Source organism: Ruegeria sp. YTSC199 (genome assembly GCF_059609725.1).
In genome coordinates this window covers 16923-42626 of the sequence record NZ_JBXWMF010000018.1, presented here as the reverse complement: position 1 = coordinate 42626, position 25704 = coordinate 16923, and the positions used below count along the sequence as shown (strand labels likewise).

The window sequence follows — 25704 nt, the reverse complement described above, 5'->3', positions numbered from 1 at the left end:
CTCCTGATAGAGTTTTTGCGTTTTGCGTCCGGACAGCATCAGAAACACCGCAACGGGATACCATGTCACCTGCATTGAGGATTGTTTCCATTTTCGCGCCAATCTCCGCGTGTTTGACAGAGTCGCGTCTGCGGTCAACCGCCGGAAAAAACTAGTCAATCCGCTTTCGGCGGGTCTTGCCCGACGAGGCATGCACAATCCGGCAAAGCTCTGCTCAAATTCCCACCGAAGCCGCTGCTAAAAAGAAAGGGGGCCGAAGCCCCCTGTCAGTTTCGCCTTCCAGGCTCATTTCGTTGACCGCCCGGTGTTTTTTTGCCTGCGGCCTGGACTGCGCATGGGACGAGCGCACCCGCCCCGTGAGAGAGTGGGAAAGAGCAAATATTCCGCCCCACCCTGTTCCCGGCCAACACGGGCATGTCGGCCGAGTGGACCAAGGCATCGATGGTAAGTCTCAGCGCCTTGCTCCGTATTCGTCGGGGCCGGTTACTTAGGCAGCGTTCCGACCCCTGCGCCCCGGGTTGCCGGGGCGGTTGGCTTAGCTACACCCGCTGGTTGCACCGCAGGTGTTGCATTTCATGCAGGTGCCGTTGCGCACCAGCGTGTAGTTTCCGCATTCGCCGCAAGGGTCACCCTCATACCCCTGCATTTTGGCTTTGGTGCGTGCATCCATTCCGGTTGCAACTGCCGTTTCTGCGACCGGCGCCTCGAACGAGGCTGCGGTCTCAGACATACCGCTGACCTCGACATGACCGCCGTTGAATACGGCCAAATCCTGCGGCAGTCGTTTGCGGAGATAACCCGTCGAGCTGATTTGTTTCAGTACTTCCAGTGATTTGGAGGCCGCACTTTCACTGATCTCCGAGACATTGGACAAACCGTCTTCCTCGCCCCGACCGAGATCGTCGAAGGTTGCGCCTTCGGGTTTCACATGGGCCAGATCGGTTCGGTCCAGATAGGACACGGCCAGTTCGCGGAAGATGTAGTCCAGGATCGACGTCGCGTTTTTGATCGAGTCGTTGCCCTGCACCATGCCAGCCGGTTCGAACTTGGTGAAGGTAAAGGCGTCTACAAACTCTTCCAGTGGCACGCCATATTGCAGGCCGACCGAGACCGCAATGGCAAAGTTGTTCATCATCGCCCGGAAGCCAGCGCCTTCCTTGTGCATGTCGATGAAAATCTCGCCCAGCTTGCCGTCCTCAAACTCACCGGTCCGCAAGTACACTTTGTGGCCGCCAACGATCGCCTTCTGCGTGTATCCCTTGCGGCGATGCGGCAGTTTCTCGCGATGGCTGCGGATCATTTCCTTGACCACAACCTTCTCGATCACTTTTTCAGCCAGAACAACGGCTTTTTCCTGCGCCGATCCGCTTTCCAGCACCTCTGCCGCCTCGTCGTCGTCCTCGACCAGAGCCGCCGCCAGAGGTTGCGACAGTTTCGAGCCGTCGCGGTACAGCGCATTGGCCTTCACACCCAGCGACCAGCTGAGTTCATACGCCTTCTGGCAATCCTCGATGGTCGCATCATTCGGCATGTTGATCGTTTTCGAGATCGCACCCGAGATAAAGCTTTGCGCCGCCGCCATCATTGTGATGTGGCTATCAACTCCAAGGAAACGCTTGCCTTTCTTGCCGCACGGGTTGGCGCAGTCGAAGATCGAGTAGTGCTCTTCCTTCAGATGCGGAGCCCCTTCCAGCGTCATCGTCCCGCAGACATGGTCGTTAGCCGCGTCGATATCCGCCTTGGTAAAGCCAAGATGGCGCAACAGGTCGAAGGTCGGGTCATTCAGCTTTGTTGCCGGAATGCCCAGAACGCCGGTACAGAAATCCTCGCCCAGCGTCCACTGGTTGAAGACGAAACGAATGTCGAAGGCGCTCTCCAGCGCGGCGTCCACCTTGGCCAACTCATTCGGGCCAAAGCCGTGACCGGTCAGCGAGGTGTGGTTGATGCCCGGTGCGTTGCCGATGGTGCCGTGGCCAACGGCGTAGCCAACGATCTCTTCGATCTGAGACGAAGAGTAGCCCAGCTTTTCCAGCGCAGAAGGTACCGAGCGGTTGATGATCTTGAAGTAGCCACCACCGGCCAACTTCTTGAACTTCACCAGCGCAAAGTCAGGCTCGATCCCAGTGGTATCGCAATCCATAACCAGACCAATAGTACCGGTCGGCGCGATCACAGTGGCCTGCGCGTTGCGGTAACCGTTCTTTTCACCGAGGTTCAACGCTTCGTCCCAAGCCGACATCGCCAGATCGATCAGACGTTTGTCCGGGCAGTTGCCATGATCTAGGGGCACCGGTTTCACGGCCAGTTTCTCATAGCCATTGGTCACACCCTGTGACGCACGGCGATGGTTGCGGATGACGCGCAGCATGTGGTCGGCGTTGCGTTCGTAGCCCTTGAACGGGCCAAGCTCACCAGCAATCTCAGCCGATGTCGCATAAGCCACGCCGGTCATGATCGCGCTCAGCGCGCCACAGATCGCCCGGCCCTCATCCGAGTCATAGCTGTAGCCCATGTTCATCAGCAGGCCGCCGATGTTCGCGTAACCCAGACCCAAGGTACGGAAGTCATAGGACAGTTGCGCGATTTCCTTGGACGGGAATTGCGCCATCGTCACCGAGATTTCCAGCGTCAGGGTCCACAAACGCGAAGCGTGCATATAGTCCGCCGCCTGGAATTCGTCATCCTTGAGGAAGGTCAGCAGGTTCATCGACGCAAGGTTACAGGCCGTGTCATCGAGGAACATATACTCAGAGCACGGGTTCGAGCCGCGAATCTCGCCATCCTCGGGGCATGTGTGCCACTCGTTGACAGTGTCGTGGAACTGAATGCCCGGATCGGCACAGGCCCATGCGGCGTGACCAACCTTTTCCCACAGGTCCCGCGCCTTGACGGTTTTGGCAACCTTGCCATCGGTGCGGTTGATCAGTTCCCAATCTGCGTCTTTTTCGACAGCGGTCAGGAATGCGTTGGTCACGCGGATCGAGTTGTTCGAGTTCTGGCCCGAGACCGAGCTATACGCTTCCGAATCCCAGTCCGTATCGTAGGTTGGGAATTCGATGCTGTCGTGACCCTGCCTGGCGTAATCCAGCACGCGCTTGATGTAAGTCTCTGGGATCGCTACCTTTTTCGCTTCGCGAACCGCTTTCTTCAGGCTGTCATTCTTGTTGGGATCATACGCATCGTCCTGCGCACCATCCCATGAGCGGATGGCCTCGAAAATGCCGTTCAGCATCTTCTCGTGCATCTTCGATCCGGCAACGATCGAGGCCACCTTTTGCTCTTCGATCACCTTCCATTCGATGAATTTCTCGATGTCAGGGTGATCAGCATCGACGATTACCATCTTTGCTGCTCGACGGGTTGTTCCGCCTGATTTGATCGCGCCAGCGGCGCGGTCGCCGATCTTGAGAAAGCCCATGAGGCCCGAGGACTTGCCGCCACCCGATAACGCCTCGCCTTCTGCACGCAGATGGCTGAAGTTGGTCCCGGTGCCCGAGCCGTATTTGAACAGGCGCGCCTCACGCACCCACAGATCCATGATGCCGCCTTCGTTTACCAGATCATCATCGACCGACTGGATAAAGCACGCATGCGGCTGCGGATGCTCGTAAGCAGATTTCGACTTGGTCAGCTTGCCGGTCTTGTAGTCGACATAGTGGTGACCCTGTGCCGGGCCATCGATTCCATAGGCCCAGTGCAGACCTGTGTTGAACCACTGAGGTGAATTCGGCGCAGCGCGCTGCGTCGCCAGCATGTAACGCATCTCGTCAAAGTAGGCACGCGCGTCCTCCTCGGTCGAGAAGTAGCCGCCCTTCCAGCCCCAGTAAGCCCAAGCACCTGCTAGTCGGTCGAAGACCTGTTTCGAGGAGGTTTCGCCACCAAATTCAGCACCTTCCGCGGGAACCGAGCGCCACAGGAATTCAGGAACGTCCTTTTCCCTGACCCTTTTCAGAACGGAGGGGACGCCAGCCTTTCGGAAATACTTCTGCGCGATGACGTCGCTCGCCACCTGGCTCCACTTTGCGGGAACTTCGATTTCGTCGAGGCGAAACACAATGGTGCCGTCCGGGTTCCGGATTTCCGATGTCGCAGAGACAAAGTCAAGATCTGCGTATGCGTCCTGCCCCGATTTGGTGAATTTTCTGTCAATCTTCATGTCCGCAGCCCTAGCTTCAATCAACTTGTCCGTTGGCGTCAGGGGCAATTCAGCGCTCCGTCAGCCGTGCCAGAAATTTTGGACGCAAACGGCCGGGCGCTGCTTTTGACAGCGCGAAACCGTTCGTACGGTTGCACGTTTAATAGATGTGCTTTCCGACCCTCGCCCTATGCTCTTTTCTGGTTATTCTACCAGATTTAGTGGCATTCCTTTTGGCCCATACAACTTGGCGTATTCAGCCATAGATCGTCAATGTCATTTTTCAGTCATTTTCGAAATCTTTTTTATTGACCAAAGAGTTTCGGAGCGCTGTCTGCTGACGGATTGCGATTCCTCCACAGGTTCATCCACCGCCAGCCCGGTGTAGCGTGAAACTCTCACAGCGGAATTAACTGTTTTTCTCGGCACAGTTACCGGCATTTGATAAACCGGTAGTAAGGTGGGTAGGCTGAACAAGAATCATAACGCCACCCGTCGGTGGGGTGGACAAAGTGCATTTAGTTTAAAACGGTTGATCAAGGGAGGTCAGGTTCGATGTTGGTGTTTCGCTTGCTTCCCGTATTGGCGTTGACCGTGGCCTGCGCACCACAAGATGTGCCCCCTCCAACGCGCAGCGCGCAGTTCGACACATATCCCAAGCGGCTTTTCGATACGTTCGAAACGCAATGTGCCGGACCCGGTGAGCGGTTCCAGAAGATCGGGAATCGGGTCTATGAATGCACCGAGTTGCTGCCGCCCGACACAACCGCATTTCTGATTCTCAACTATGATGGATATCCGCAGAACCTTCCCAAAAGCGTCATGCGTATGACATCGACCAAGAACACCACGGGTTACCGCGTAGATGCAGAGCTGTTCTTTAATGTGCCTCAGAAGACTGGACCTGCGGTCAATGTTCCGGTGGAAAGCAAAACCCTGGATCAGGCGCTTGGCGCGCTGTTCCAGGTGATGGGTGGTTCACCCACGTAAAGGAAAGAAGTGGTCGGGGCGGCAGGATTCGAACCTACGACCCCCTGTACCCAAAACAGGTGCGCTACCAGACTGCGCCACGCCCCGGACCGTGCGCCTTCCTAAACGTGCCGTTCTGATTTGAAAAGCCCTAACAGGGCCAAATTGCAGGGCCCTGCAAAAAAATTTCGTGCTGCATCTGTGTTCCCGGCGTAATCAGGTAGCGGGCCGCCAGCCCACCATTGATTTCCAGAACCGCAAAGACCGAATCGCCGCCTTCAATCTGCGTCTCATCGCCGGGAATCGCATTTTCGTGCACGCGGGTCACGGTTCCGGTGCGGTCCAGAAAAATGATATCCAGGGGAATCAGAGTGTTCTTCATCCAGAACGCGACCCTCTGCGGCGGGTCGAACACGAACAACATTCCGGACCGCTGCGGCAACGACTCGCGAAACATCAGACCGCGTACCCTGTCCTGCGGGCTTATAGCCAGTTCAACATTGAAGGTAATTTGTGTCTTGTCGTTACGCAGACCGACACGGTCGTCCCGGCACGCGGCCAGAGCCTCTCCGGTCCACAGCATTGTTATACTTGCAAGAACCGCGATTAGTCTGGTCATGAAAAATCAGTCGTCCAATGCGGCTTCCCAGGCCAGGACCTGAGCCGCCATACGCCCGCGTTTGCCATCGATGACGCGCATCGCCAGCGCCTCGCCCGGTTGCAGGTCGGCAAGACCGGACCGGCGCAACACTTCGATATGCAGGAATACATCTTCGTTCCGGCCAAAAACATTGGCGAAACCAAACCCCTTGCCCTTATCGAACCATTTAACCCGTGCAGCCTCAAGCGGCGCTTCGGCTATCACAACAGGATCAAGCTCGGCAAAATCCGCCAGCATCATCGAGTCGGTCCGTACGGGTGGATCGACACTGATTACCTCGACCGCCTGAACACCGCGGTCGGTGCGGTGGGTCATGATCTCGATCCCGGCACCATCGGCGACAGAACTTTGCCCGAAATTACGTAACACATTTACATGCAACAGAATATCCGGACCGCCTTCGTCAGACACAACGAACCCGTACCCCTTGGCAGGGTCGAACCATTTTACGTGTCCACGGACGCGGTACATGTTGTTCAGATCTTCTGGCACGGTTTTCCCATCGCGAATTTTAACAGTTCGTTAAGGGTCCGATGTGTATGGGAATGACGCGCAAATTCAAGCTGAAAAAACCCTTTGTTTCCTGCTCGTTGCATTTCACGATACGCGAACGTCATGGATTCAACCTCTGTACTTCCCACGCCGAGCCCACTTGATCCCGGCGCCACTGGAACCTGTCATGCAGCCGGAAGGCACCATCGGCCCAAAATTCGATCTCGGTCGGTACCAGCCTGTATCCGCCCCAGAACGGCGGCCGCGGAGGATTCGGCCCCAGTTTCGCGGTCACCTTGGCAACCTCTGCCATCAGGGCAGACCGGCTGCTAAGGGGCTGGGACTGCTTTGAGGCCCATGCCCCAAGTCGACTCTTCAATGAGCGGGACGCATAATACTCATCGGCTTGCGGCCCGTTTTCCCTTGTGATTGTACCACGAACCCGGATTTGCCGCCGCAATGATTTCCAGTGCATGACAAATGCCGCTTTGCCTGCTGATTCAAGCTCGGTGGCTTTGGTGCTTTCGTAATTGGTGTAAAACACGAAGGCATCGGATTCGATCTCTTTTAACAGCACCATGCGCACATTGGGCATGCCATCCGGGTCCACGGTTGCCAACGCTATGGCGTTGGGATCATTCAATTCGCTGTCTTTGGCCTCTGACAGCCACCGATCCGAAATCTCAAACGGATCAGCGCCGGCAAAAATGCCACCACGCTCGGTCATTTCCATCCCCCGGAAACTTTTGTTAACCACCCTAGGGCGAGAACCCGCTGTGGGCAAGAGTTCGTGGCCTTGAAGCAGCGCATCCAATGGCATAAACCAACTCAACATTACGCGAAGACAGGCGGAGAACCGAACATGTCAAATCAGTTGATGGCCGGAAAGCGCGGCCTCATCATGGGACTGGCCAATGATAAATCGATCGCATGGGGAATTGCCCGCGCTTTATCCGAAGCCGGAGCCGAACTTGCCTTTTCCTATCAGGGCGATGCATTAAAAAAGCGAGTCGATCCGCTGGCAGCGCAGCTGGGCAGCGAAATCGTCCTGCCCTGCGATGTGAGCGATGAGGCGTCGATTGATGCGTTGTTCTCGTCACTGGAAGAAAACTGGGGCAAACTGGACTTCATCGTTCACGCGATTGGCTTCTCGGACAAGAACGAGCTACGCGGCCGTTACGTCGATACCAGCCGGGCGAATTTCAAGCTGACCATGGATGTGTCGGTTTACTCCTTCACGGCTGTAATGCAGCGGGCTGAAAAGATGATGTCCGAAGGCAGCAGCGCCATTACCCTGACCTACTACGGTGCCGAACAGGTGATGCCGCATTATAACGTGATGGGTGTGGCCAAGGCGGCGCTGGAAGCGTCCGTCAAATACTTGGCCGAGGATCTGGGCAAGGATGGTATCCGCGTCAATTCAATCTCGGCGGGTCCAATCAAGACACTGGCGGCCAGCGGCATTGGGGACTTCCGCTATATCATGAAGTGGAACGAATATAACTCGCCCCTGCGCCGCAACGTGACCATCGACGATGTAGGCAAGTCGGCGCTGTATCTGCTGTCCGATCTCAGCAGCGGCGTCACCGGTGAGAATCTGCACGTAGATTCGGGCTATCACATCGTCGGCATGAAGGCCGTCGACGCCCCGGACGTTGAAAAAGGTTAAGAACAATGAGCGCCAAAGACCGCCTGCCCCACGAAAAAGGCTTTCACATCAGCTGGGACCAGATTCACCGCGACTCGCGCGCTTTGGCGTGGCGGCTGGACGGTCAAGGCCCGGATGACGGCGCATGGCGCGCCGTTGTCGCCATCACACGCGGCGGCATGGCGCCCGCGATGATCGTCAGCCGTGAATTGGATATCCGTACCGTCGACACGGTCAGCGTACGCTCTTACCACCATCAGGCGCAGGGTGAAGCCGAGGTGCTGAAAGCCCCCGACGCTGACCTGATGGGTGATGGTGAGGGTATTCTGATAATCGACGATCTGGTCGACAGCGGTAAAACCCTGGAACTGGTCCGCGCGATGTACCCAAAGGCACATTTCGCAACGGTCTATGCCAAACCCAAAGGGCGCCCGATGGTGGACACGTTCATCACCGAGGTCAGCCAGGACACGTGGATCTTCTTCCCGTGGGATATGGCCCTGCAATATGTCGAGCCCTATCGCGGCACCGACTGATCTTCTGCTGAACATCCAGGACCACGCATGAACCGGACACGCACCGCCGCCACATTCGCCCCTCCGGTGATGGAGGCGCGACGTTGGCTGGAGGGCGTAGTGTTTCCCGAGTACCGGCCTCTGATCAATGTCAGCCAGGCCGCGCCGGTCGATCCGCCACCTTTGGCGCTGCGTCAGGCCATGGCCGAGTTTGCAGTGACCGAGGACAGCGCGCATTTGTATGGGCCGGTTCTGGGAAATCCCGAACTGCGCGCGGAGCTCGCGACACAGATCAGCCAGCATTACAACGCAGAAGTCACGGCGGATCAGGTCGCAATAACCTCAGGCTGCAATCAAGCCTTTGCGGCGGCGATCTCGGCAATCACAGACGAAGGCGACGAAGTCATCCTGCCAACCCCATGGTATTTCAACCACAAAATGTGGCTGGACATGGCGGGCGTACACGCCATCGATCTGAAAACCGGTGATGATCTGCTGCCCGATCCCGATGCGGCCCGCGCCTTAATCACCGACAAGACCCGCGCCATTGCGTTGGTCACCCCGAACAATCCGGGCGGCGTGGAATACCCGAGTGAACTGGTTCACGCCTTCTATGATCTTGCGCGCGAGACCGGTATTCGCCTGTTGGTCGATGAAACCTATCGCGACTTCGACAGCCGCAACGGCCCGCCGCATGATCTGTTCAGCCAACCGGGTTGGCAGGATACGCTGGTCCATCTCTATTCGTTTTCCAAAGCCTATCGACTGACCGGCCACCGCGTCGGCGCGATTGCAACCGGCGCGGACCTACTGGCGGAAATCGAGAAGTTTCTGGACACGGTAGCAATCTGCCCCAGCCAGATCGGCCAGTTCGCAGCGCTCTGGGGAATGAAGAATCTGTCGCAATGGGTAGCCGGAGAACGCGCAGAAATCCTCGACCGTCGTGCCGAGATTCAGGAAGAGCTGCCCCGTCTGGACAGCAAGGGTTGGCGCCTGTTGGGGCTTGGGGCCTATTTCGCCTATTTCGAGCACCCGTTTGATATTCCCTCGGACGAACTGGCGCGTCATCTGGTGCCCGAAGCCGGTATCCTGCTGCTGCCCGGTACGATGTTCATGCCCGCAAATGACCCAGAGGGAAAACGTCAGGTCCGCATCGCCTTTGCCAATCTCGACCGTGCCGGAATCGCTCAATTGTTTGACCGGCTGCAGGCCTTGTCCTTCTGAGCTTGCTCCCCGGCGGCGTGCATCGTATTCAGGGCCGCAATCGACAGGGCAGTAACTTGCCACAGAATAAGAGGGCACCATGGCCGCAGGCATGAAAAACCTATCGAAGACCTTTGTCTGGATTCTCATGGGCCTATTGATGCTGGGCCTTGCAGGCTTTGGCGCAACCAGCCTTACCGGCACCGTGCGCACCGTTGCGCAGGTGGGGAACGAAGAGGTTTCGATCAACGAGTATGTCCGTGAGCTGCAGCGCGAAATCCGCGCGGTCGAGAGCCAGACCGGCCAGCCGCTGCAAATGTCGCAGGCGCATGAGTTCGGGCTGGACCAATTGGCCTTGTCGCGCCTGACCGCTCTGGCCGCGTTGGACAACGAAGTTGGCGAGTTGGGCATTTCGATTGGAGACGAGAACCTGCAAAAGGAAATCGTTGCCATTCCGGCCTTTCAGGGTGTCGATGGTACGTTTGACCGTGACGCCTATCAGTTTCAGTTGGAACAGGTCGGGATGACGGATACCGAGTTCGAATCGGATCTGCGCAAGGAATCCTCGCGTACCATCGTGCAGAACGCAGTTGTCAGCGGCGTTGAAATGCCGTCGGTCCTGACGCAAGTCCTGACCGATTATGTCGGTGCCCGCCGCAGCTTTACCGTGGCCACCGTCGGGCCTGACGCCCTGACCACACCTGTCGCCGCGCCCACGGATGAGCAGATTCAGACCTACTATGACGAGAACACGGATCAATTCACCCTGCCCCGTACTAAACAACTGACCTATGCCATCCTTTCGCCCGAAATGCTGCTGGACAGCGTCGAGGTTGATGAGGACTCGGTGCGTCGGCTGTATGACCAGCGCGAGTCTGAGTTCCACCAGCCTGAACGTCGCCTGGTTGAACGCCTGACCTATCCCAGCGAGGAGGCCGCGAAAACCGCGATAGCTCAGCTTGAGGTCGGCGGCGCTACGTTTGAACAATTGGTACGCGATCGCCAGCTGGAACTCAGCGATATCGACCTTGGCGACGTGACCCGCGAGGATCTGGGCGAAGCAGCCGATGCCGTCTTTGCCGCCGATGTGGACACTGTTGTAGGTCCACTGCCCTCGACCTTTGGCCCCGCATTGTTCCGCATCAATGGCTCGCTGGCTGAAAGCAAAACCTTGTTCGAAGACGCCGCCCCCGCCCTGCGCGAGGAACTGGCCGCCGACCGTGCCCGCCGTCAGATCGAAGCACAGGCTGAAGACATCAATGACATGCTGGCCGGAGGTGCCACTCTGGAAGAATTGACCTCAGAGACTGAGATGGAACTGGGCCAGATCGACTGGACCCGTCAAAGCGACGATGGCGTTGCGGCCTATGACGGTTTCCGCACCGCCGCCGAGGCGGTGAAAGAAGGTGATTTCCCCGAGGTCGCGTTCCTGGAAGACGGTTCGATCTTTGCCCTGCGCCTAAACGAGGTTCTGCCTCAACGCCCCGAGCCGCTGGACAGCGCCCGTGAACGCGTGGTGGCTGCATGGACGCAGGCTGAGACAAATAAGGCACTGGAAGTACAGGCCAATGAGGTCCTGAAGCAATTGAAAGAGGATGGCGACTTCACCACCACCGGCTTGCCGTTTCGCGTAGAAAACGCCCTGACCCGCACCGCGTTTCTGGAGGATGTGCCTGCGGATTTCATGGTGCAGGTATTCGAAATGGAACCCGGCGAGTTGCGGACCGTTTCCGGTGAAGGTTCCGCGTTCATCGTCCGTCTGGAAGAGTTGCTGCCGCCCGCCGAAACCGACGAGCTGCGTCAGGCCCAGACCGCGCTTGAGGCTCAGTTGAATCAGGCGCTGGCCCAGAACATCTTTGACGCCTATGTGCGCGACGCGCAGGCCCGCGCCCGCCCGGTGATCGATCAGCGCGCGCTGAACGCCGTGCAATCGAGCTACTAGAAGAGACCGAGATGGCCCTGACACCCGAGTTTGACAGTTTCGCCCGCGCCTATGAGGCTGGTGAAAACCAGGTCGTTTATACCCGTCTGGCGGCTGATCTGGATACGCCCGTGTCCCTGATGCTCAAGCTGACCGGCGCGCATAAAGACGCGTTCATTCTGGAATCCGTGACCGGCGGAGAAATCCGGGGGCGCTACTCGATCATAGGATTGAAGCCGGACCTGATCTGGCGGTGTCGCGGGGAAACGTCCGAACTGAACCGCACGGCTCGCTTCGATGCCGAAGCGTTCGACGCTCAGGACGGCAACCCGATGGACAACTTTCGCGCGTTGTTGGCCGAAAGCCGGATCGCGCTGCCCGACGACCTGCCACAAGCGGCGGCGGGGCTGTTCGGTTATCTGGGCTATGACATGGTGCGGTTGGTGGAATACCTGCCGGACGTGAACCCCGACCCGCTGGGCCTGCCTGATGCGATCATGCTGCGCCCGTCGGTGATCGCCGTCCTGGACGGCGTCAAGGGAGAGGTCACGGTCGTCTCCCCCGCCTGGGTGGCCGAAGGGCAATCGGCCAAGGCCGCCTATGCGCAGGCCGCCGAGCGTGTGATGGACGCGGTGCGCGATCTGGAACGCGCCATGCCCGCTGAAACCCGCGATCTGGGGGACGCGTCCGAGATTGCGCCGCCGGTGTCGAACTTTACCAAGTCCGGCTATATGGAAGCGGTTGAAAAGGCCAAGGAATACATCCGCGCGGGCGACATCTTTCAGGTTGTCCCGGCGCAGCGCTGGACGCAGGACTTCCCGCTGCCGCCTTTTGCGCTTTATCGGTCTCTGCGGCGCACCAACCCATCGCCCTTCATGTTCTATTTCAACTTCGGCGGCTTTCAGGTCGTCGGTGCCAGCCCAGAGATTCTGGTGCGTGTCTTTGGCGATGAGGTCACGATCCGCCCGATCGCCGGCACCCGCCCCCGTGGCGCGACGCCCGAAGAAGATAAGGCCAACGAGGCCGACCTGCTGGCTGACAAGAAAGAACTGGCCGAGCATCTGATGTTGCTGGATCTGGGCCGCAATGACACGGGCCGGGTAGCCAAAATTGGTACCGTGCGCCCGACCGAAGAGTTCATCATCGAACGCTACAGCCATGTGATGCACATCGTCTCGAACGTGGTTGGCGAGCTGGCCGAAGACAAGGACGCGCTGGATGCGTTTTTTGCCGGGATGCCTGCGGGCACCGTCTCGGGCGCACCGAAAGTTCGCGCGATGGAGATCATCGACGAGCTGGAGCCCGAAAAGCGCGGTGTCTATGGCGGCGGCGTGGGGTATTTCAGCGCCGGTGGCGACATGGACATGTGTATCGCCCTGCGGACAGCCATCGTGAAGGATCACAAACTGTATATTCAGGCCGGTGGCGGTGTCGTTTACGACAGCGACCCCGAATACGAATACATGGAGACCGTCCACAAATCGAACGCCATCCGCCGCGCTGCAGCTGATGCCGCGCGGTTTACCGGTTCCGGCAACAGCTAAGAAAAACGGCTGACCGCTTCGGTCAGCCGTAAAAGCGTTCAGCGTTTACTGAACCTCTTTCATCATCACTGCGGAAATCGGTGCCATTGCGACGCGGTTGCCCCGATCCTCGAGTCCCCATAGCAGCAGCGCCGAGATTGTGTCGGGGCGCAGTCGACCCAACATCACGACGGTACCTTCCTGCCCGGCGCGGAATGCGGCCTGATCCAGGAAACGGCGCATGATCTTGGGATCCTGACGCGCGCCGTCGATATCACGGAAGATCACGCCCGACGGCACGCCATTCCGCGCCGCCAGCTTCTGCACGGTGTTCAGCCCATTATCCTGCGTGACCAAACCCCGCCCGGTACCGGCGGCAATTGCAGCCACCTGATCGGCCAGTTTACGATTGCCCTGAATGCCCGATTCCACGCCCTCAAGGATACCCACTGTCTCTGGCAGCGTATCGAGCCAAACGGCCAGCGAGACTTCGGCGTCTTGCGCGCTGGCGGCTTCGGGCAGATCAGCCAGCGCCAAAACTTCGAAACCGGCCTCGCGGTGCTTGTTCATCTTTTCGGCGGCTTCCGGATCAGAGGGGCTGACCGCAAAGGTCAACGGGTATGGGAAGTCCTGCAACGCTTCGGCGCCGAAAGCGCCCTCGTCGTCGATCAGGATTATTGACATCAAAGGCTTGGCTTCAGGGTTTTCAAAATCGGCGGCGTAGGCCTCGATCGGTTTGCCCGGAACAACCACATCAGTGGCCGTATCGGTAACCTGTTCAACATCATCACGTTCGGTCAGGGGCAAAACACGTCTACCAACGCTGGGAGCTGCGGCGACTTCACCTTCTCCTCCGATCTGGGGAACGGATGCTATCCGGGGCAAATCGCGCGGTGCTGCATCTTCGTCGCCTTCGACCGCAATCGGGCTATTCTCGAAGGGATTTGTTTCTGCTTCTGGCGCACTGGTGTCGGCCACCTCGGGTTCGGCATCCGGCGCAACATCGGTAACGGCAGGTTCTGTCTCCGGCGCAACTTCGGGTACGGGTTGAGATTCAACGTTAACGGTTTCGGGGACCGGCTGGGGTTCAACCTCGACGACCGGTTCAGGCTGAGCTTCGGGCGCATCCAGCGACACCTCGGGCAAAGCCTCGGCGTTGGGCGATACCTGCACCAATGGTGGTGCCTGCGGCGCAACAGGTGCCTCTGTCGACACGGAAACAGGCGTTGAACGGGCTGCGACGGGCTCATCAGCCTGTGCAGCGTGTTCATTCACCCGGGGCTGGGCCTCGGGCTGGATCTCGACATCCGCCAGTTCAGCCAACGTGTCGGTTTGGTCAAAGGTGGATTCGGGTTCGGTTGGCGGCAGGTCCAACACATCTGAATCGCCAACGGCGTCGGTCGCCTCTGCAGTGGTGTCGGGAACCTCTGCCGCTGCGGGTTCCGGAGCTGACACCGCCACTTCCGGTTTTTTCGTCAGAGGCGTGTTCAGAGACAACACTGCCCCCAATACAAGAACAACGACCGTTCCCACGATCATTCCACCGACAAATCCGCCCATAACAATTGCCTCTCGTCCTGGTCCTGCTTCGATCGCATGTTCGCCGTCTGCTGCGGCATTTGCTTGCCCAGACGCCAGGAACCGGATGTCCCCTTGACGCTGCCGCGCAAGCCTGAGCATGTATGTCCCGACATTATACCGTGGCCCGGGGCTGTATCGCCAGCCCGAAATGCCCAAGCCGAGACAAGTGCCCAAATGCTGCTGCTGATCGACAACTACGACTCGTTTACTTACAACCTCGTACACTATTTAGGCGAACTTGGCGCCGAAATGGTCATTCGGCGGAATGATGCTTTGGATGTTCAGGAAGCCATGGCCATGAACCCGGCGGGCATCCTGCTGAGCCCCGGTCCCTGTGATCCGGATCAGGCTGGCATATGCCTGGCCCTGACCGAGGCAGCGGCTGAAACGAAAACGCCACTGATGGGCGTTTGCCTCGGGCATCAGGCCATCGGACAGGCCTTTGGGGGAGACGTGATCCGCTGCCACGAAATCGTACACGGCAAAATGGGTACGATGCACCATACCGGCAAAGGTGTCTTCGCCGGGCTGCCCTCGCCCTTTGAGGCGACCCGCTATCATTCTTTGGTGGTTGATCCCAATACTCTGCCCGACTGTCTTGAGGTCACGGCCGAGCTGGAAGACGGCACCATCATGGGCTTGCAGCACAAAGAGCTGCCCATCCACGGCGTTCAGTTCCACCCGGAATCCATCGCCTCCGAGCACGGCCACGCCCTGCTCAAGAATTTCCTGTCCGAGATGAAAGTACCCGCATGAGCGACGCTCTGAAACCGCTGATCGGAGCCGCCGCCGACCGGTCTTTGACCCGCGACGAGGCCGAACAAGCCTTCGCAATCCTGTTTGAAGGTGAAGCCACCCCCAGCCAGATTGGCGGATTGCTGATGGCAATGCGCACCCGAGGTGAAACGGTCGAGGAGTACGCCGCTGCTGCCGCTGTGATGCGCGCAAAGTGCAACGCCGTCAGTGCGCCCACTGGTGCAATGGATATTGTCGGCACCGGGGGGGACGGCAAGGGAACGCTGAACATCTCGACCGCTACGGCCTTTGTTGTGGCCGGGGCCGGTGTCACCGTGGCAAAGCACGGCAATCGCAATCTCAGCTCGAAATCCGGCGCTGCGGACGCCTTGGGGCAGCTGGGAATAAACGTGATGGTTGGCCCGGAAACTGTTGAAAAGGCTTTGGAAGAAGTCGGCATCGGCTTCATGATGGCGCCGATGCACCACCCGGCTATCGCCCATGTTATGCCCTCTCGGCAGGAGCTTGGCACCCGCACGATTTTCAACATCCTCGGCCCGCTTACCAACCCGGCCGGTGTTAAACGCCAACTGACCGGAGCCTTCAGCCGCGATTTGATCCGCCCGATGGCAGAAACACTTGGCCTGTTGGGCTCGGACCACGCCTGGCTCGTACACGGGTCCGATGGCACCGATGAACTGACCATCACCGGCATCAGTTGGGTCGCCTCCCTTGAGGACGGCATTGTCAAAGAGGTCGAGCTTCACCCCGAGGACGCAGGCCTTCCAGTGCACCCGTTCGAGGATATCCTTGGCGGCACGCCCGAAGAAAACGCCGTTGCCTTCCGTGCCCTGCTGGATGGGCAGCCCTCGGCCTATCGCGATGCGGTGCTGCTGAACTCAGCCGCCGCACTGATCGTCGCAGACGCTGCCACCGACCTCAAGGACGGGGTAGCCAAGGCCGTCGAAAGTATCGACAGCGGAAAAGCCAAAGAAAAAATCGCCGCACTGGCCCGAATGACTCAGGAGGCCGCATGACAGAGACGGTACTGGACAAGATCAAAGCCTATAAACTGGAGGAGGTTGCCGCAGACAAGGCTGAGAAACCTCTGAACGTTCTGGAGGGCGAAGCCAGGTTCGCCCCTGAGATTCGTGGTTTTGCTGCTGCCCTGCAGACGGCCACGCGCAAGGGCTATGGTCTGATCGCAGAGGTCAAAAAAGCCAGCCCCTCCAAAGGGTTGATTCGTCCGGATTTTGACCCGCCCGTGCTGGCCAAAGCCTATGAGGAAGGCGGCGCGGCTTGTCTGTCGGTGCTGACCGACACGCCCAGCTTTCAGGGCGCCAAAGAGTATCTGACCGAAGCCCGCGCGGCCACGTCGCTGCCTGCCTTGCGCAAGGACTTCATGTACGACCCCTATCAGGTGATCGAAGCGCGCGCTTTGGGTGCGGACTGCATTCTGATTATCATGGCCTCGGTCGAGGACAGCCAGGCGGCTGAACTCGAACAAACCGCGTTCGACTGGGGCATGGACGTCCTGATCGAGGTTCATGACGAGGCCGAACTGGTGCGCGCAACACAGTTGAAAAGCCCTCTGATCGGGATAAACAACCGCAATCTCAAGACCTTCGAGACCTCGCTTGATACCACGCGCCGGTTGTCGAAACTGGTACCGGGTGACCGGACTATCGTATGTGAAAGCGGCCTGAGCACGCCCGCAGACCTGGCCGATATCGCCCGCTATGGCGCGCGTTGTTTCCTGATAGGTGAAAGCCTGATGCGTCAGGACGATGTCACCACTGCAACACGTCAATTGCTGGCAAACCCGCTGATCCCCGGAGTGATGTGATGCCACTGACCCATTTTGACGCTCAGGGACAGGCGCACATGGTCGATGTGTCAGACAAGGCTGTCACCGACCGGGTGGCAGTTGCAGCCGCCCACATCAAAATGGCGCAGGAAACCTTTGATCTGATTTCTGAAGGCCGCGCCAAAAAAGGTGACGTTCTGGGCGTTGCACGGCTGGCCGGTATCATGGGCGCAAAGAAAACGCCCGAACTGATTCCGCTGTGCCACCCTCTGCCGATCACCAAAGTGGCCGTCGAACTGACGCTGGACCCTGATCTGCCCGGTGTTCAGATCGAGGCAACCGTCAAGACGTCGGGCCAGACCGGGGTTGAGATGGAGGCCCTGACCGCCGCCTCAACCGCCGCGCTGACCGTCTATGACATGATCAAGGCCGTAGATAAGGCGATGGAAATCGGCGGCCTCCGGGTTTTATTAAAAGACGGTGGTAAATCAGGGCGTTACGAGGCGAAATGATTACGGTTGAAGACGCCCGGGCGCTGCTGTTTGATCTCGTTTCCCCACTGAGCGCTGAAGCTGTTCCGCTTGTCGATGCCTCCGGGCGCGTTCTGGCGCAAGACGTCAGCGCCACCCGCGATCAGCCGCCTTTTGCCGCATCTTCGATGGATGGCTATGCACTGAAAGCGACCGAGGTCGAACTGCACGCGATGTTCAAAGTCATCGGTGAGTCCGCGGCCGGTCGTCGTTTCGAAGGCACCGTCGGGCCAGGCCAGGCCGTGCGTATATTCACCGGCGCTCCGATACCAAATGGCGCAGATTTCGTTGTTATTCAAGAAGATACCGACCGTCGCGGCGATCTGCTGACGATCACAGACGAACCCGGCACCAAGTCCAACATCCGCCCGGCCGGTATCGATTTTCAAAGCGGCACGCAAATCTCGGCGCCGCGCGTACTGCGCCCCGAGGACATTGCGTTGATGGCGGCCATGAATATTCCAGTCGCACCGGTCACGCGCAAACCCGTCGTCGCGTTGATCTCGACCGGGGACGAACTGGTCATGCCGGGCGAAACCCCCGGCCCCGATCAGATCATCGCCTCGAATACCTTTGGCCTGAAAGCCCTGCTGGAAAACGCAGGCGCGCAGGTGCGTATCCTGCCGATTGCTCGCGACACCGTCGCCTCGCTTGAAACCGCCTTTGGGCTGGCAAAGGGTGCCGATCTGGTCGTTACCATCGGCGGCGCATCGGTCGGCGAATATGACCTTGTAGCGGATGTCTCGGAATCGCTGGGAATGGAGCGGTCCTTCTACAAAATCCGAATGCGGCCGGGGAAACCTCTGATGGCCGGTCGGCTAGGCACTGCCGCAATGGTCGGCCTGCCGGGAAATCCTGTGAGCGCAATGGTTTGCGGCTATCTCTTTCTGGTTCCGATGGTGCGTCGCATGTTGGGTATTGAACAGATTCTGGCGCCATTTCAACGTGCCCGTCTGGCCGAACCGATCACCGAAAACGGCCCGCGTGAACACTATATGCGCGCGATATTGGACGACAGCGGCATTCGCGCCTGCACCGATCAGGACAGCTCACTGCTAAGCGTTCTGGCGCAGGCAAACGCCTTGTTGGTACGAAAACCGCACGATCCCGCGCGCGCTGCCGGGGATGAAGTGCTGTACCTGCCGATTTAGGAGGCGTGCAAATCCGTTGACACAAAACGTGAACATGCGTAGAACAAAAGAAAACGCATGACCGACGAGGTGTGAGCAATGCTGACCAAGAAACAGTTGGATTTGTTGGAATTCATCCACAAACGCGTTCAGGCGGACGGCGTTCCGCCCAGTTTCGATGAAATGAAGGCTGCATTGGATCTGCGGTCGAAATCCGGCATCCATCGCCTGATTACGGCACTGGAAGAACGTGGCTTTATCCGACGCCTTGCCCACCGCGCCCGGGCGATTGAGATTGTCAAGTTACCGGAAAGCCTGGGTGGAGAACCTACGGTCGCCTTCAAACCGCGCGTCATCGAAGGCGACAAGCCCGAGGGACCACGCCCGGCGAATTTCGAACCGGTCACCGTGGACGCCATGGAACTGCCGGTTATGGGTCGCATCGCTGCAGGTGTCCCGATTGAAGCGATCAGTCACGTGTCGCACCGCGTTGCAGTTCCGGGCAGCATGGTTTCGGGCAAAGGTGATCATTATGCGTTGGAAGTCCGCGGGGATTCGATGATCGACGCGGGCATCAATGATGGTGACGTTGTAGTCATCCGCGAAACCAGAGTGGCGGATAACGGCGACATCGTGGTTGCTCTGGTCGAAGATCAGGAAGCTACCCTGAAACGGTTTTTCCGCCGCGGAAACGCCATTGCCCTTGAGGCCGCGAACCCCGCCTATGAAACCCGTGTTCTGCCTGAGGACAAGGTTAAGGTACAGGGGCGACTGGTCGGGCTGATCCGCAGCTATTGAGCCTTTTTTGAATAACGGTCCCCTGTCAACTCCGGGGACCACAAACGATGGCCGATGACCGCTCGGCTGGTTGTTATGCGACCGTTATACAAAGCCAGGCTTCCGGTCTCTTTCAGGCGGTCCGGGTCGAACAGGCCGCAATCCCCAGTGATATCCAAGGGAACAGCAGAAACAACAATCTGGTTTTCCCGGCATTCCCCGAAGCCCTGAGCGGCGCGTTTTCCGGTAACGTGGACCAGTTCCTTGCCCTGCCAGACATAACGTTGGATCGCGCCGGACGTATCGGGCCAGCGGCGGGCGGCGTTGGTCTGGTCCGCGCCATCGCCGTCGTTTTCAAGCCAAACGGTCGCAATAAACCCACTGCCCTTTTCCTTGCTGAGCGCCCGGCCCTTTTCGGTCATGACGCCCACCAATCCGCCAGAATCCGCTATCAGTACTTCGGGCCGTTGCCCTTGCCCCCAAAGCAAAAACGCCACTGCTACCGGAGCGACCCCGATCCATTTCGCCCGCCCGCGCCACAGCGCTATCCACAATGCACCGAGGGCAAATACCGGCAATACATAGTGCGGCGGACTAACGACATAGCCTTGGGCACCGTCCAGGCCAGAGACCTTGTCCGAGACATTCAGAATCCACTGCAGCCCCAACCCCATGACGTGCAGCGCCAGTGCCTCCAACCCGAACGGGGCCAACAGCGCCGCAACAAAGGCCGCTGGCACCACAACCATACCCATCACCGGTACCGAGAGCATGTTGGCCAGCAACCCGTAATGCGACATCGTGTTGAAATGCGCCGCCCCGATTGGCGCTGTCGCCAGACCGGCGATGGCTGATGACAATAACAGACCCGCAATAGGTTTCGTCCATTTCGGCCCCGGCAATGGACCATAGTCCCGCAATTGCCCGAACACTGCCACAAGCGCGGTCGTCGCTGCAAAAGACATCTGAAAACCGGGGCTCAGCAGAGATTCTGGGCGCAACACCAAGACGATCAAAGCGGCCACGGCAACAACGCGAAGAGAGATTGCTCGACGGTCGATCAGTATTGCCCCAAGCATGACGCTGGCCATGACAAAGGCCCGCTCGGTGGCGACGTTGCCACCGGACAGCATCAGATAGATGACAGCTGCGACAAGCGCGCAGAGTGCCGCCAGCTTGCGCACGGGCAGACGCAAGGCCACGGCGGGAATTGCGGACAGGGCCAGCCGGCAGACCAGAAACACGAACCCGGTCAGCAGCCCCATGTGCAGGCCGGATATCGCTAGCAAATGCGCAAGGTTAGATGCGCGCAACGATTTCAGCGTCTCCTGCCCCATACCACTGCGGTCACCTGTGGTAACCGCAGCGGCGAACCCACCGATCTCACCGGGCAGGATCGAACGGACCTGCTCAGAGATGGCCATCCTTATTGCCGTGACACGCACTCCTTCGGTCGCCTCTCCGGGCGGCGCAACCGTCATCACCGGAACGCGGGTGTATCCAACCGCGCCGAGACGCTGAAACCATGCGTGGCGGCGGAAATCAAACCCTCCGGGTTCGACCGGGCCTTGTGGTGGTGAAAGGTGCCCCGTGGTCATGATCCTTAGGCCCGGTGCCAGCGATGCCTGTTCGCCATGTAGTGAAAGCCGGACGCGCTGCGGGCGGCGGTCCTCGGGCACATCCCCTATGCGCACCTGGTCCAACGTCACCCGCAACGCGTCCGAGGCAGAGCGATCCATGGCCACGACCCGCCCCTCGACCGGGCCGTAATAGCGCCAAGACAGAACCGGCTCTGCGACCGAGTGGGCCCGCGCGCCGGCCAGTACAAAACCTGCCGCGATCAACGCGCCCCCCATTACCAACTCAGCCCAACCGGTTCGCATCCTGCGACCGGTCCAGACAAGGCCCAACATCAGCAACAACAGGCACAAATACACCTGCCAACCCGGTTCAAACCGGAGACTGAAGTACAGACCAATGCCGACGGCCAGACATACCGGTGACCACTGAAACAAATACCCTGTCTGGTTCAGCAATGCGGCCTCGACCCGTGCCAGAACACGCATGGTTGCCCCCGTCCTTCGGGCTCGTTAGACAGACGCCAATCTATGCCAGACACGGTTACCAAAAGGTTAATCCACACAATGTCCGATCAGGTCGTCACCCGTTTCGCCCCCTCGCCCACCGGTTTTCTGCATATCGGTGGTGCCCGAACCGCGCTGTTTAACTGGCTGTATGCCCGTGGGCGCGGCGGCAAGTTCCTGCTGCGGATCGAAGACACCGACCGTGAACGCTCGACCCCCGAGGCGACTGCGGCGATCCTGCAGGGCATGGAATGGCTGGGTTTGGATCATGATGGCGATGTGATCAGCCAGTTCGAAGGTGCCGCGCGTCACGCCGAAGTGGCCCACCAGCTGCTGGCCGAAGGCAAGGCGTACAAGTGCTTTTCGACTCAGGAGGAAATCGCCGAATTCCGCGAACAGGCCCGGGCCGCGGGAAAGTCGACCCTGTTCCGCAGCCCCTGGCGTGATGCTGACCCGGCGACCCACCCGGACGCTCCGTTCGCGATCCGTATCAAGGCCCCTCAAGACGGCACAACCGTGATCCGGGATCAGGTGCAGGGCGACGTGACCATCCGCAACGATCAGCTGGACGACATGATCCTGCTGCGCTCGGACGGCACGCCGGTCTATATGCTGGCCGTGGTTGTTGACGATCACGACATGGGCGTAACCCATGTGATCCGCGGTGACGACCACCTGAACAATGCCGCGCGCCAGATGATGATCTATGAGGCGATGGGCTGGGATGTCCCGGTCTGGGCACATATCCCGCTGATTCACGGACCCGATGGCAAGAAACTGTCGAAACGTCACGGCGCGTTGGGCGCCCAGGAATACCAGGCGATGGGCTACCCTGCGGCAGGTATGCGCAACTATCTGGCCCGTCTCGGCTGGAGCCATGGCGACGACGAGTTTTTTACCGACGAACAGGCGAAAGAGTGGTTCGATCTGGACGGAATTGGTAAAAGCCCGGCCCGCTTCGACTTGAAAAAGCTCGAAAATCTCTGCGGGCAACACATTGCTGTTTCGGATGACGCTGCACTGCGGCAGGAAATCGAAGCTTATCTGGACGCAGCGGAACTTCCCGGTCTGACTGCGACGCAATCAAGCGATCTTGAACGTGCGATGTATTGTCTTAAGGATCGCGCGCGAACATTCCCGGAACTGCTTGAAAAAGCACATTTTGTACTGGTTTCCCGCCCTATTGACCCAGATGAGAAAGCGGCCAAGACGCTGCAATCTGTATCCGACGGTATACTGAAAGAATTGACGCCGCACGTGCAAAATGCTAGCTGGTCGCGAAACGAACTGGAGGAGACCCTCAACGCCTTTGTAGAGGCACAGGGGACCAAGTTTGGCAAGCTGGCCGGCCCGCTTAGGGCGGCACTCGCAGGCCGCACTGTTACACCTTCGGTTTTTGACATGATGCTTGTGCTGGGGCGCGATGAGACCCTGGCGCGGCTTTCCGATGCAGCAAACTAATCCTGGGTTCATATTCAGGTAACGCTGCTCCGCTACGACCCGGTCAGCGCATCCGTGCGTGACCGCCGACCGCACAGCCGATTACTCTTTCGGCGCGCGCATGAACGAGGAAGGGACAAAAATGACCGACAACAAAACTGCCACTCTAAAAGTCCATGGTGAAACTTACGAGTTGCCGGTTCATTCGCCAACCGCGGGACCTGACGTAATCGATATCCGCAAGCTCTATGGCCAGGCTGGCGTGTTCACCTATGATCCCGGCTTTACGTCGACGGCCAGCTGCGACAGCACCATCACCTATATCGACGGTGAAAAGGGCGAGCTTCTGCACCGCGGTTACCCGATCGACCAACTGGCCGAGAAATCCCACTTCCTCGAAGTTTGCTACCTGCTGCTGTACGGAGAGTTGCCGGCCGCCAAGGATCTGGAAAAGTTCGAAACCACCATCACCCGTCACACTATGCTGCACGAACAGATGCAGTATTTCTATCGCGGTTTCCGCCGTGACGCGCATCCGATGGCGATCATGGTTGGCGTAGTTGGCGCAATGTCGGCCTTCTACCATGACTCGACCGACATTTCGGACCCACATCAGCGTGAGGTCGCCTCGCATCGCCTGATCGCCAAGATGCCGACCATCGCGGCCTGGGCCTTTAAGTACCACATCGGTCAGCCCTTCGTTTATCCGCGCAACGACCTGGACTATGCGTCGAACTTCCTGCGCATGTGCTTTGCTGTTCCGGCCGAAGATTATGAGGTCAACCCGATCCTCAGCCGCGCGATGGACCGGATTCTGACTTTGCACGCGGATCACGAACAGAACGCTTCGACATCGACCGTGCGTCTGGCCTCGTCTTCGGGCGCAAACCCGTTTGCCTGTATCGCTGCTGGCGTTGCCTGCCTCTGGGGCCCTGCCCATGGCGGCGCAAACCAGGCCTGCCTGGAGATGCTGGAAGAGATCGGCTCGGTTGATCGCATCCCCGAATATATTGCCCGCGCCAAGGATAAAAACGATCCGTTCCGCTTGATGGGCTTTGGTCACCGCGTCTACAAGAACTTCGACCCGCGCGCCAAGGTGATGAAGCAGTCGGCAGACGAAGTGCTGGACCTGTTGGGCATCGAAAACAACCCGAAATTGCAGGTTGCCAAAGAGCTTGAGAAAGAAGCGCTGGAAGATCCCTATTTCGCCGAGAAGAAGCTGTTCCCGAATGTCGATTTCTATTCAGGTATCATTCTCGAGGCGATGGGCTTCCCGACCTCGATGTTCACTCCGATCTTTGCGCTGTCGCGCACTGTTGGCTGGGTCAGCCAATGGAAAGAGATGATTGCCGATCCGCAGAACAAGATCGGTCGTCCACGCCAGCTGTATCTGGGCGAAACCATGCGCGACTACGTGGACATCGAGAACCGCTGATCGCCGCGATTAAATGCCAAAGCCCCGGACCTGTGTCCGGGGCTTTTTTTATAGCAGGCTCAATTGATCACCAATCTGAGCCGGGCGGGCAAACAAATCGCATCGCAAGGGTGGTGTGCGCGTCGCCAACCCCAGACGTTTGACCGCCAGCGCGAACCGCTTGGCAATCAGCCCTGCGTATTCTCCTTCACCGCGCATCCGGTGACCCCAGCGTGGGTCATAGTCCCTGCCCCCATGCATTTCGCGCAGCTTTGACATGATCTTTTCGGCGCGTGCTGGCTCGTGATCCTTCAGCCAACCCTGCCACAGTTCCGAAACTTCGCGCGGCAGGCGCAACATGATCCAGCTGGCGGCATCCGCGCCCGCGCCCCTGCCCGCCTCAAGCAGGTGTTCCAGTTCGTGATCCGTCAGCCCTGGAATCACCGGAGAGGTCATGACCCGCACCGGTACACCCGAATCGGTCAAACGACGAATGATGGCCAGCCTCCGCCGCGGTGACGGCGAGCGCGGCTCCATTCGGCGGGACAAATCCGCATCCAGTGTGGTCAGCGAAATCCCGACCCGGACCAACCCCTTCGCCGCCATCGGTGCCAGAATATCCAAATCCCGTTCGATCAATGCCCCTTTGGTGACAATGCCGACAGGATGGTTGAATTCCTGAAGAACCGAGAGGCAATCTCTCGTTATTTTACGGTTTTTCTCTATCGGCTGATACGGGTCCGTATTTGTTCCCAAAGCGATAGTCGCCACTTTATAGCCCTTGGCAGATAGTTCTTTGCGCAGGGTATCCGCCGCATTCGGTCGAGCAATCAGGCGGGTTTCAAAATCAAGACCCGGAGACATTCCCAGATAGGCGTGAGTCGGGCGCGCAAAGCAATAAACGCAGCCATGTTCGCACCCGCGATAAGGGTTGATCGAGCGGTCAAAAGGCAGGTCTGGCGAGCGGTTATACGTGATCAGGCTGCGCGCGATCTCATCCCTGACATCTGTCCGCAAAGGTGGGATATCCTCTTCAATCTCCCAGCCGTCGTCACAGGGCACGGTGTCAAATTGCTCGAACCGACCTGCTGTGTTTGAGGCGGCTCCCCGGCCTCGGATATGCGGTGCAGCCATTTTTG

The 25704-nt window shown here is 58.8% G+C and carries 21 protein-coding genes and 1 tRNA gene; 14 read left to right on the top strand and 8 right to left on the bottom strand.

Annotated features, from left to right (window positions below; translation table 11 throughout):
• Positions 1 to 535: 535 nt before the first annotated feature.
• Positions 536 to 4156: a vitamin B12-dependent ribonucleotide reductase gene (locus AC2FEE_RS17110; protein WP_496866533.1), complete on the bottom strand. Its 3621-nt coding sequence runs from the start codon at positions 4154 to 4156 to the stop codon at positions 536 to 538.
• 534 nt (positions 4157 to 4690) lie between these two features.
• Here AC2FEE_RS17110 and AC2FEE_RS17105 point away from each other — a divergent pair.
• The gene (locus AC2FEE_RS17105; protein WP_496866532.1) at positions 4691 to 5125 is read left to right on the top strand and encodes a hypothetical protein; all 435 of its coding nucleotides are present in this window, start codon (positions 4691 to 4693) and stop codon (positions 5123 to 5125) included.
• Between the two features lie 10 nt (positions 5126 to 5135).
• Here AC2FEE_RS17105 and AC2FEE_RS17100 read toward each other — a convergent pair.
• From AC2FEE_RS17100 to pdxH, 4 genes are all read right to left on the bottom strand, one after another.
• Positions 5136 to 5212: transfer RNA gene (locus AC2FEE_RS17100), tRNA-Pro, on the bottom strand.
• A 43-nt stretch (positions 5213 to 5255) separates the two neighbouring features.
• Positions 5256 to 5723 carry a DUF192 domain-containing protein gene (locus AC2FEE_RS17095; RefSeq protein ID WP_496866531.1) on the bottom strand — a complete coding sequence of 156 codons (468 nt, stop codon included), beginning with the start codon at positions 5721 to 5723 and terminating at the stop codon, positions 5256 to 5258.
• A 6-nt stretch (positions 5724 to 5729) separates the two neighbouring features.
• The gene (locus AC2FEE_RS17090; protein WP_496866596.1) at positions 5730 to 6236 is read right to left on the bottom strand and encodes a cold-shock protein; all 507 of its coding nucleotides are present in this window, start codon (positions 6234 to 6236) and stop codon (positions 5730 to 5732) included.
• A 142-nt stretch (positions 6237 to 6378) separates the two neighbouring features.
• Complete coding sequence (gene pdxH, locus AC2FEE_RS17085) at positions 6379 to 6984, bottom strand: pyridoxamine 5'-phosphate oxidase (protein WP_496866530.1); 606 nt, start codon at positions 6982 to 6984, stop codon at positions 6379 to 6381.
• Positions 6985 to 7119: 135 nt separating this feature from the next.
• Here pdxH and fabI point away from each other — a divergent pair, with 135 nt between their 5' ends.
• From fabI to trpE, 5 genes are all read left to right on the top strand, one after another.
• Positions 7120 to 7926 (top strand): enoyl-ACP reductase FabI, encoded by an 807-nt coding sequence (fabI, locus tag AC2FEE_RS17080; RefSeq protein WP_496866528.1) that lies wholly within the window; start codon positions 7120 to 7122, stop codon positions 7924 to 7926.
• Between the two features lie 5 nt (positions 7927 to 7931).
• A complete protein-coding gene (gene gpt, locus AC2FEE_RS17075) occupies positions 7932 to 8441 on the top strand; it encodes a xanthine phosphoribosyltransferase (RefSeq protein WP_480589168.1) in 510 nt (169 codons plus the stop codon).
• 27 nt (positions 8442 to 8468) lie between these two features.
• Complete coding sequence (locus tag AC2FEE_RS17070) at positions 8469 to 9644, top strand: aminotransferase (RefSeq protein WP_496866526.1); 1176 nt, start codon at positions 8469 to 8471, stop codon at positions 9642 to 9644.
• Between the two features lie 79 nt (positions 9645 to 9723).
• Positions 9724 to 11565, top strand: a complete 1842-nt coding sequence (locus AC2FEE_RS17065) for a SurA N-terminal domain-containing protein (protein WP_496866525.1) — start codon at positions 9724 to 9726, stop codon at positions 11563 to 11565.
• Between the two features lie 11 nt (positions 11566 to 11576).
• Positions 11577 to 13088, top strand: a complete 1512-nt coding sequence (gene trpE / locus AC2FEE_RS17060) for an anthranilate synthase component I (protein WP_496866524.1) — start codon at positions 11577 to 11579, stop codon at positions 13086 to 13088.
• Positions 13089 to 13133: 45 nt separating this feature from the next.
• Here the strand turns inward: trpE and AC2FEE_RS17055 are convergent, their stop codons facing one another.
• Positions 13134 to 14747 (bottom strand): divergent polysaccharide deacetylase family protein, encoded by a 1614-nt coding sequence (locus AC2FEE_RS17055; protein WP_496866522.1) that lies wholly within the window; start codon positions 14745 to 14747, stop codon positions 13134 to 13136.
• 75 nt (positions 14748 to 14822) lie between these two features.
• Here AC2FEE_RS17055 and AC2FEE_RS17050 point away from each other — a divergent pair, with 75 nt between their 5' ends.
• The 6 genes from AC2FEE_RS17050 to lexA all read left to right on the top strand — a co-directional run bounded on the left by AC2FEE_RS17050 (position 14823) and on the right by lexA (position 19648).
• On the top strand, positions 14823 to 15404 hold the full coding sequence (locus tag AC2FEE_RS17050) for an anthranilate synthase component II (protein ID WP_496866520.1): 582 nt from the start codon (positions 14823 to 14825) through the stop codon (positions 15402 to 15404).
• The gene (trpD, locus tag AC2FEE_RS17045; protein WP_496866519.1) at positions 15401 to 16420 is read left to right on the top strand and encodes an anthranilate phosphoribosyltransferase; all 1020 of its coding nucleotides are present in this window, start codon (positions 15401 to 15403) and stop codon (positions 16418 to 16420) included. The genes AC2FEE_RS17050 and trpD overlap by 4 nt, the downstream gene beginning before the upstream one ends.
• Positions 16417 to 17229: an indole-3-glycerol phosphate synthase TrpC gene (trpC, locus tag AC2FEE_RS17040; protein ID WP_496866518.1), complete on the top strand. Its 813-nt coding sequence runs from the start codon at positions 16417 to 16419 to the stop codon at positions 17227 to 17229. Before trpD ends, trpC begins: the two co-directional genes overlap by 4 nt.
• Positions 17229 to 17702 carry a cyclic pyranopterin monophosphate synthase MoaC gene (gene moaC, locus AC2FEE_RS17035; RefSeq protein WP_496866516.1) on the top strand — a complete coding sequence of 158 codons (474 nt, stop codon included), beginning with the start codon at positions 17229 to 17231 and terminating at the stop codon, positions 17700 to 17702. The genes trpC and moaC overlap by 1 nt, the downstream gene beginning before the upstream one ends.
• Positions 17699 to 18871 carry a molybdopterin molybdotransferase MoeA gene (locus AC2FEE_RS17030; protein ID WP_496866514.1) on the top strand — a complete coding sequence of 391 codons (1173 nt, stop codon included), beginning with the start codon at positions 17699 to 17701 and terminating at the stop codon, positions 18869 to 18871. The genes moaC and AC2FEE_RS17030 overlap by 4 nt, the downstream gene beginning before the upstream one ends.
• 78 nt (positions 18872 to 18949) lie before the next feature.
• The gene (gene lexA / locus AC2FEE_RS17025; RefSeq protein WP_480589188.1) at positions 18950 to 19648 is read left to right on the top strand and encodes a transcriptional repressor LexA; all 699 of its coding nucleotides are present in this window, start codon (positions 18950 to 18952) and stop codon (positions 19646 to 19648) included.
• Here lexA and AC2FEE_RS17020 read toward each other — a convergent pair.
• The gene (locus AC2FEE_RS17020; protein ID WP_496866513.1) at positions 19642 to 21693 is read right to left on the bottom strand and encodes a ComEC/Rec2 family competence protein; all 2052 of its coding nucleotides are present in this window, start codon (positions 21691 to 21693) and stop codon (positions 19642 to 19644) included. The two genes, lexA and AC2FEE_RS17020, sit on opposite strands and share 7 nt — an antisense overlap.
• Before the next feature lie 78 nt (positions 21694 to 21771).
• Between AC2FEE_RS17020 and gltX the strand changes: the two genes are divergently transcribed.
• Entirely contained in the window at positions 21772 to 23172 is a 1401-nt protein-coding gene (gltX, locus tag AC2FEE_RS17015) for a glutamate--tRNA ligase (protein WP_496866512.1), read from the top strand.
• Positions 23173 to 23293: 121 nt separating this feature from the next.
• Positions 23294 to 24586, top strand: coding sequence for a citrate synthase (gene gltA, locus AC2FEE_RS17010; protein ID WP_496866511.1), 1293 nt, complete (start codon positions 23294 to 23296; stop codon positions 24584 to 24586).
• Positions 24587 to 24634: 48 nt separating this feature from the next.
• Here the strand turns inward: gltA and AC2FEE_RS17005 are convergent, their stop codons facing one another.
• The gene (locus tag AC2FEE_RS17005) at positions 24635 to 25699 is read right to left on the bottom strand and encodes a PA0069 family radical SAM protein (RefSeq protein WP_496866510.1); all 1065 of its coding nucleotides are present in this window, start codon (positions 25697 to 25699) and stop codon (positions 24635 to 24637) included.
• Between the last annotated feature and the right edge of the window lie 5 nt (positions 25700 to 25704).

Bases quoted from the DNA above. Each gene is read 5' to 3' on its own strand.
- AC2FEE_RS17110 (WP_496866533.1), bottom strand. From the start codon at position 4,156: ATGAAGATTGACAGAAAATTCACCAAATCGGGGCAGGACGCATACGCA.
- AC2FEE_RS17105 (WP_496866532.1), top strand. From the start codon at position 4,691: ATGTTGGTGTTTCGCTTGCTTCCCGTATTGGCGTTGACCGTGGCCTGC.
- AC2FEE_RS17095 (WP_496866531.1), bottom strand. From the start codon at position 5,723: ATGACCAGACTAATCGCGGTTCTTGCAAGTATAACAATGCTGTGGACC.
- AC2FEE_RS17090 (WP_496866596.1), bottom strand. From the start codon at position 6,236: ATGTACCGCGTCCGTGGACACGTAAAATGGTTCGACCCTGCCAAGGGG.
- pdxH (WP_496866530.1), bottom strand. From the start codon at position 6,984: ATGACCGAGCGTGGTGGCATTTTTGCCGGCGCTGATCCGTTTGAGATT.
- fabI (WP_496866528.1), top strand. From the start codon at position 7,120: ATGTCAAATCAGTTGATGGCCGGAAAGCGCGGCCTCATCATGGGACTG.
- gpt (WP_480589168.1), top strand. From the start codon at position 7,932: ATGAGCGCCAAAGACCGCCTGCCCCACGAAAAAGGCTTTCACATCAGC.
- AC2FEE_RS17070 (WP_496866526.1), top strand. From the start codon at position 8,469: ATGAACCGGACACGCACCGCCGCCACATTCGCCCCTCCGGTGATGGAG.
- AC2FEE_RS17065 (WP_496866525.1), top strand. From the start codon at position 9,724: ATGGCCGCAGGCATGAAAAACCTATCGAAGACCTTTGTCTGGATTCTC.
- trpE (WP_496866524.1), top strand. From the start codon at position 11,577: ATGGCCCTGACACCCGAGTTTGACAGTTTCGCCCGCGCCTATGAGGCT.
- AC2FEE_RS17055 (WP_496866522.1), bottom strand. From the start codon at position 14,747: ATGCTCAGGCTTGCGCGGCAGCGTCAAGGGGACATCCGGTTCCTGGCG.
- AC2FEE_RS17050 (WP_496866520.1), top strand. From the start codon at position 14,823: ATGCTGCTGCTGATCGACAACTACGACTCGTTTACTTACAACCTCGTA.
- trpD (WP_496866519.1), top strand. From the start codon at position 15,401: ATGAGCGACGCTCTGAAACCGCTGATCGGAGCCGCCGCCGACCGGTCT.
- trpC (WP_496866518.1), top strand. From the start codon at position 16,417: ATGACAGAGACGGTACTGGACAAGATCAAAGCCTATAAACTGGAGGAG.
- moaC (WP_496866516.1), top strand. From the start codon at position 17,229: ATGCCACTGACCCATTTTGACGCTCAGGGACAGGCGCACATGGTCGAT.
- AC2FEE_RS17030 (WP_496866514.1), top strand. From the start codon at position 17,699: ATGATTACGGTTGAAGACGCCCGGGCGCTGCTGTTTGATCTCGTTTCC.
- lexA (WP_480589188.1), top strand. From the start codon at position 18,950: ATGCTGACCAAGAAACAGTTGGATTTGTTGGAATTCATCCACAAACGC.
- AC2FEE_RS17020 (WP_496866513.1), bottom strand. From the start codon at position 21,693: ATGCGTGTTCTGGCACGGGTCGAGGCCGCATTGCTGAACCAGACAGGG.
- gltX (WP_496866512.1), top strand. From the start codon at position 21,772: ATGTCCGATCAGGTCGTCACCCGTTTCGCCCCCTCGCCCACCGGTTTT.
- gltA (WP_496866511.1), top strand. From the start codon at position 23,294: ATGACCGACAACAAAACTGCCACTCTAAAAGTCCATGGTGAAACTTAC.
- AC2FEE_RS17005 (WP_496866510.1), bottom strand. From the start codon at position 25,699: ATGGCTGCACCGCATATCCGAGGCCGGGGAGCCGCCTCAAACACAGCA.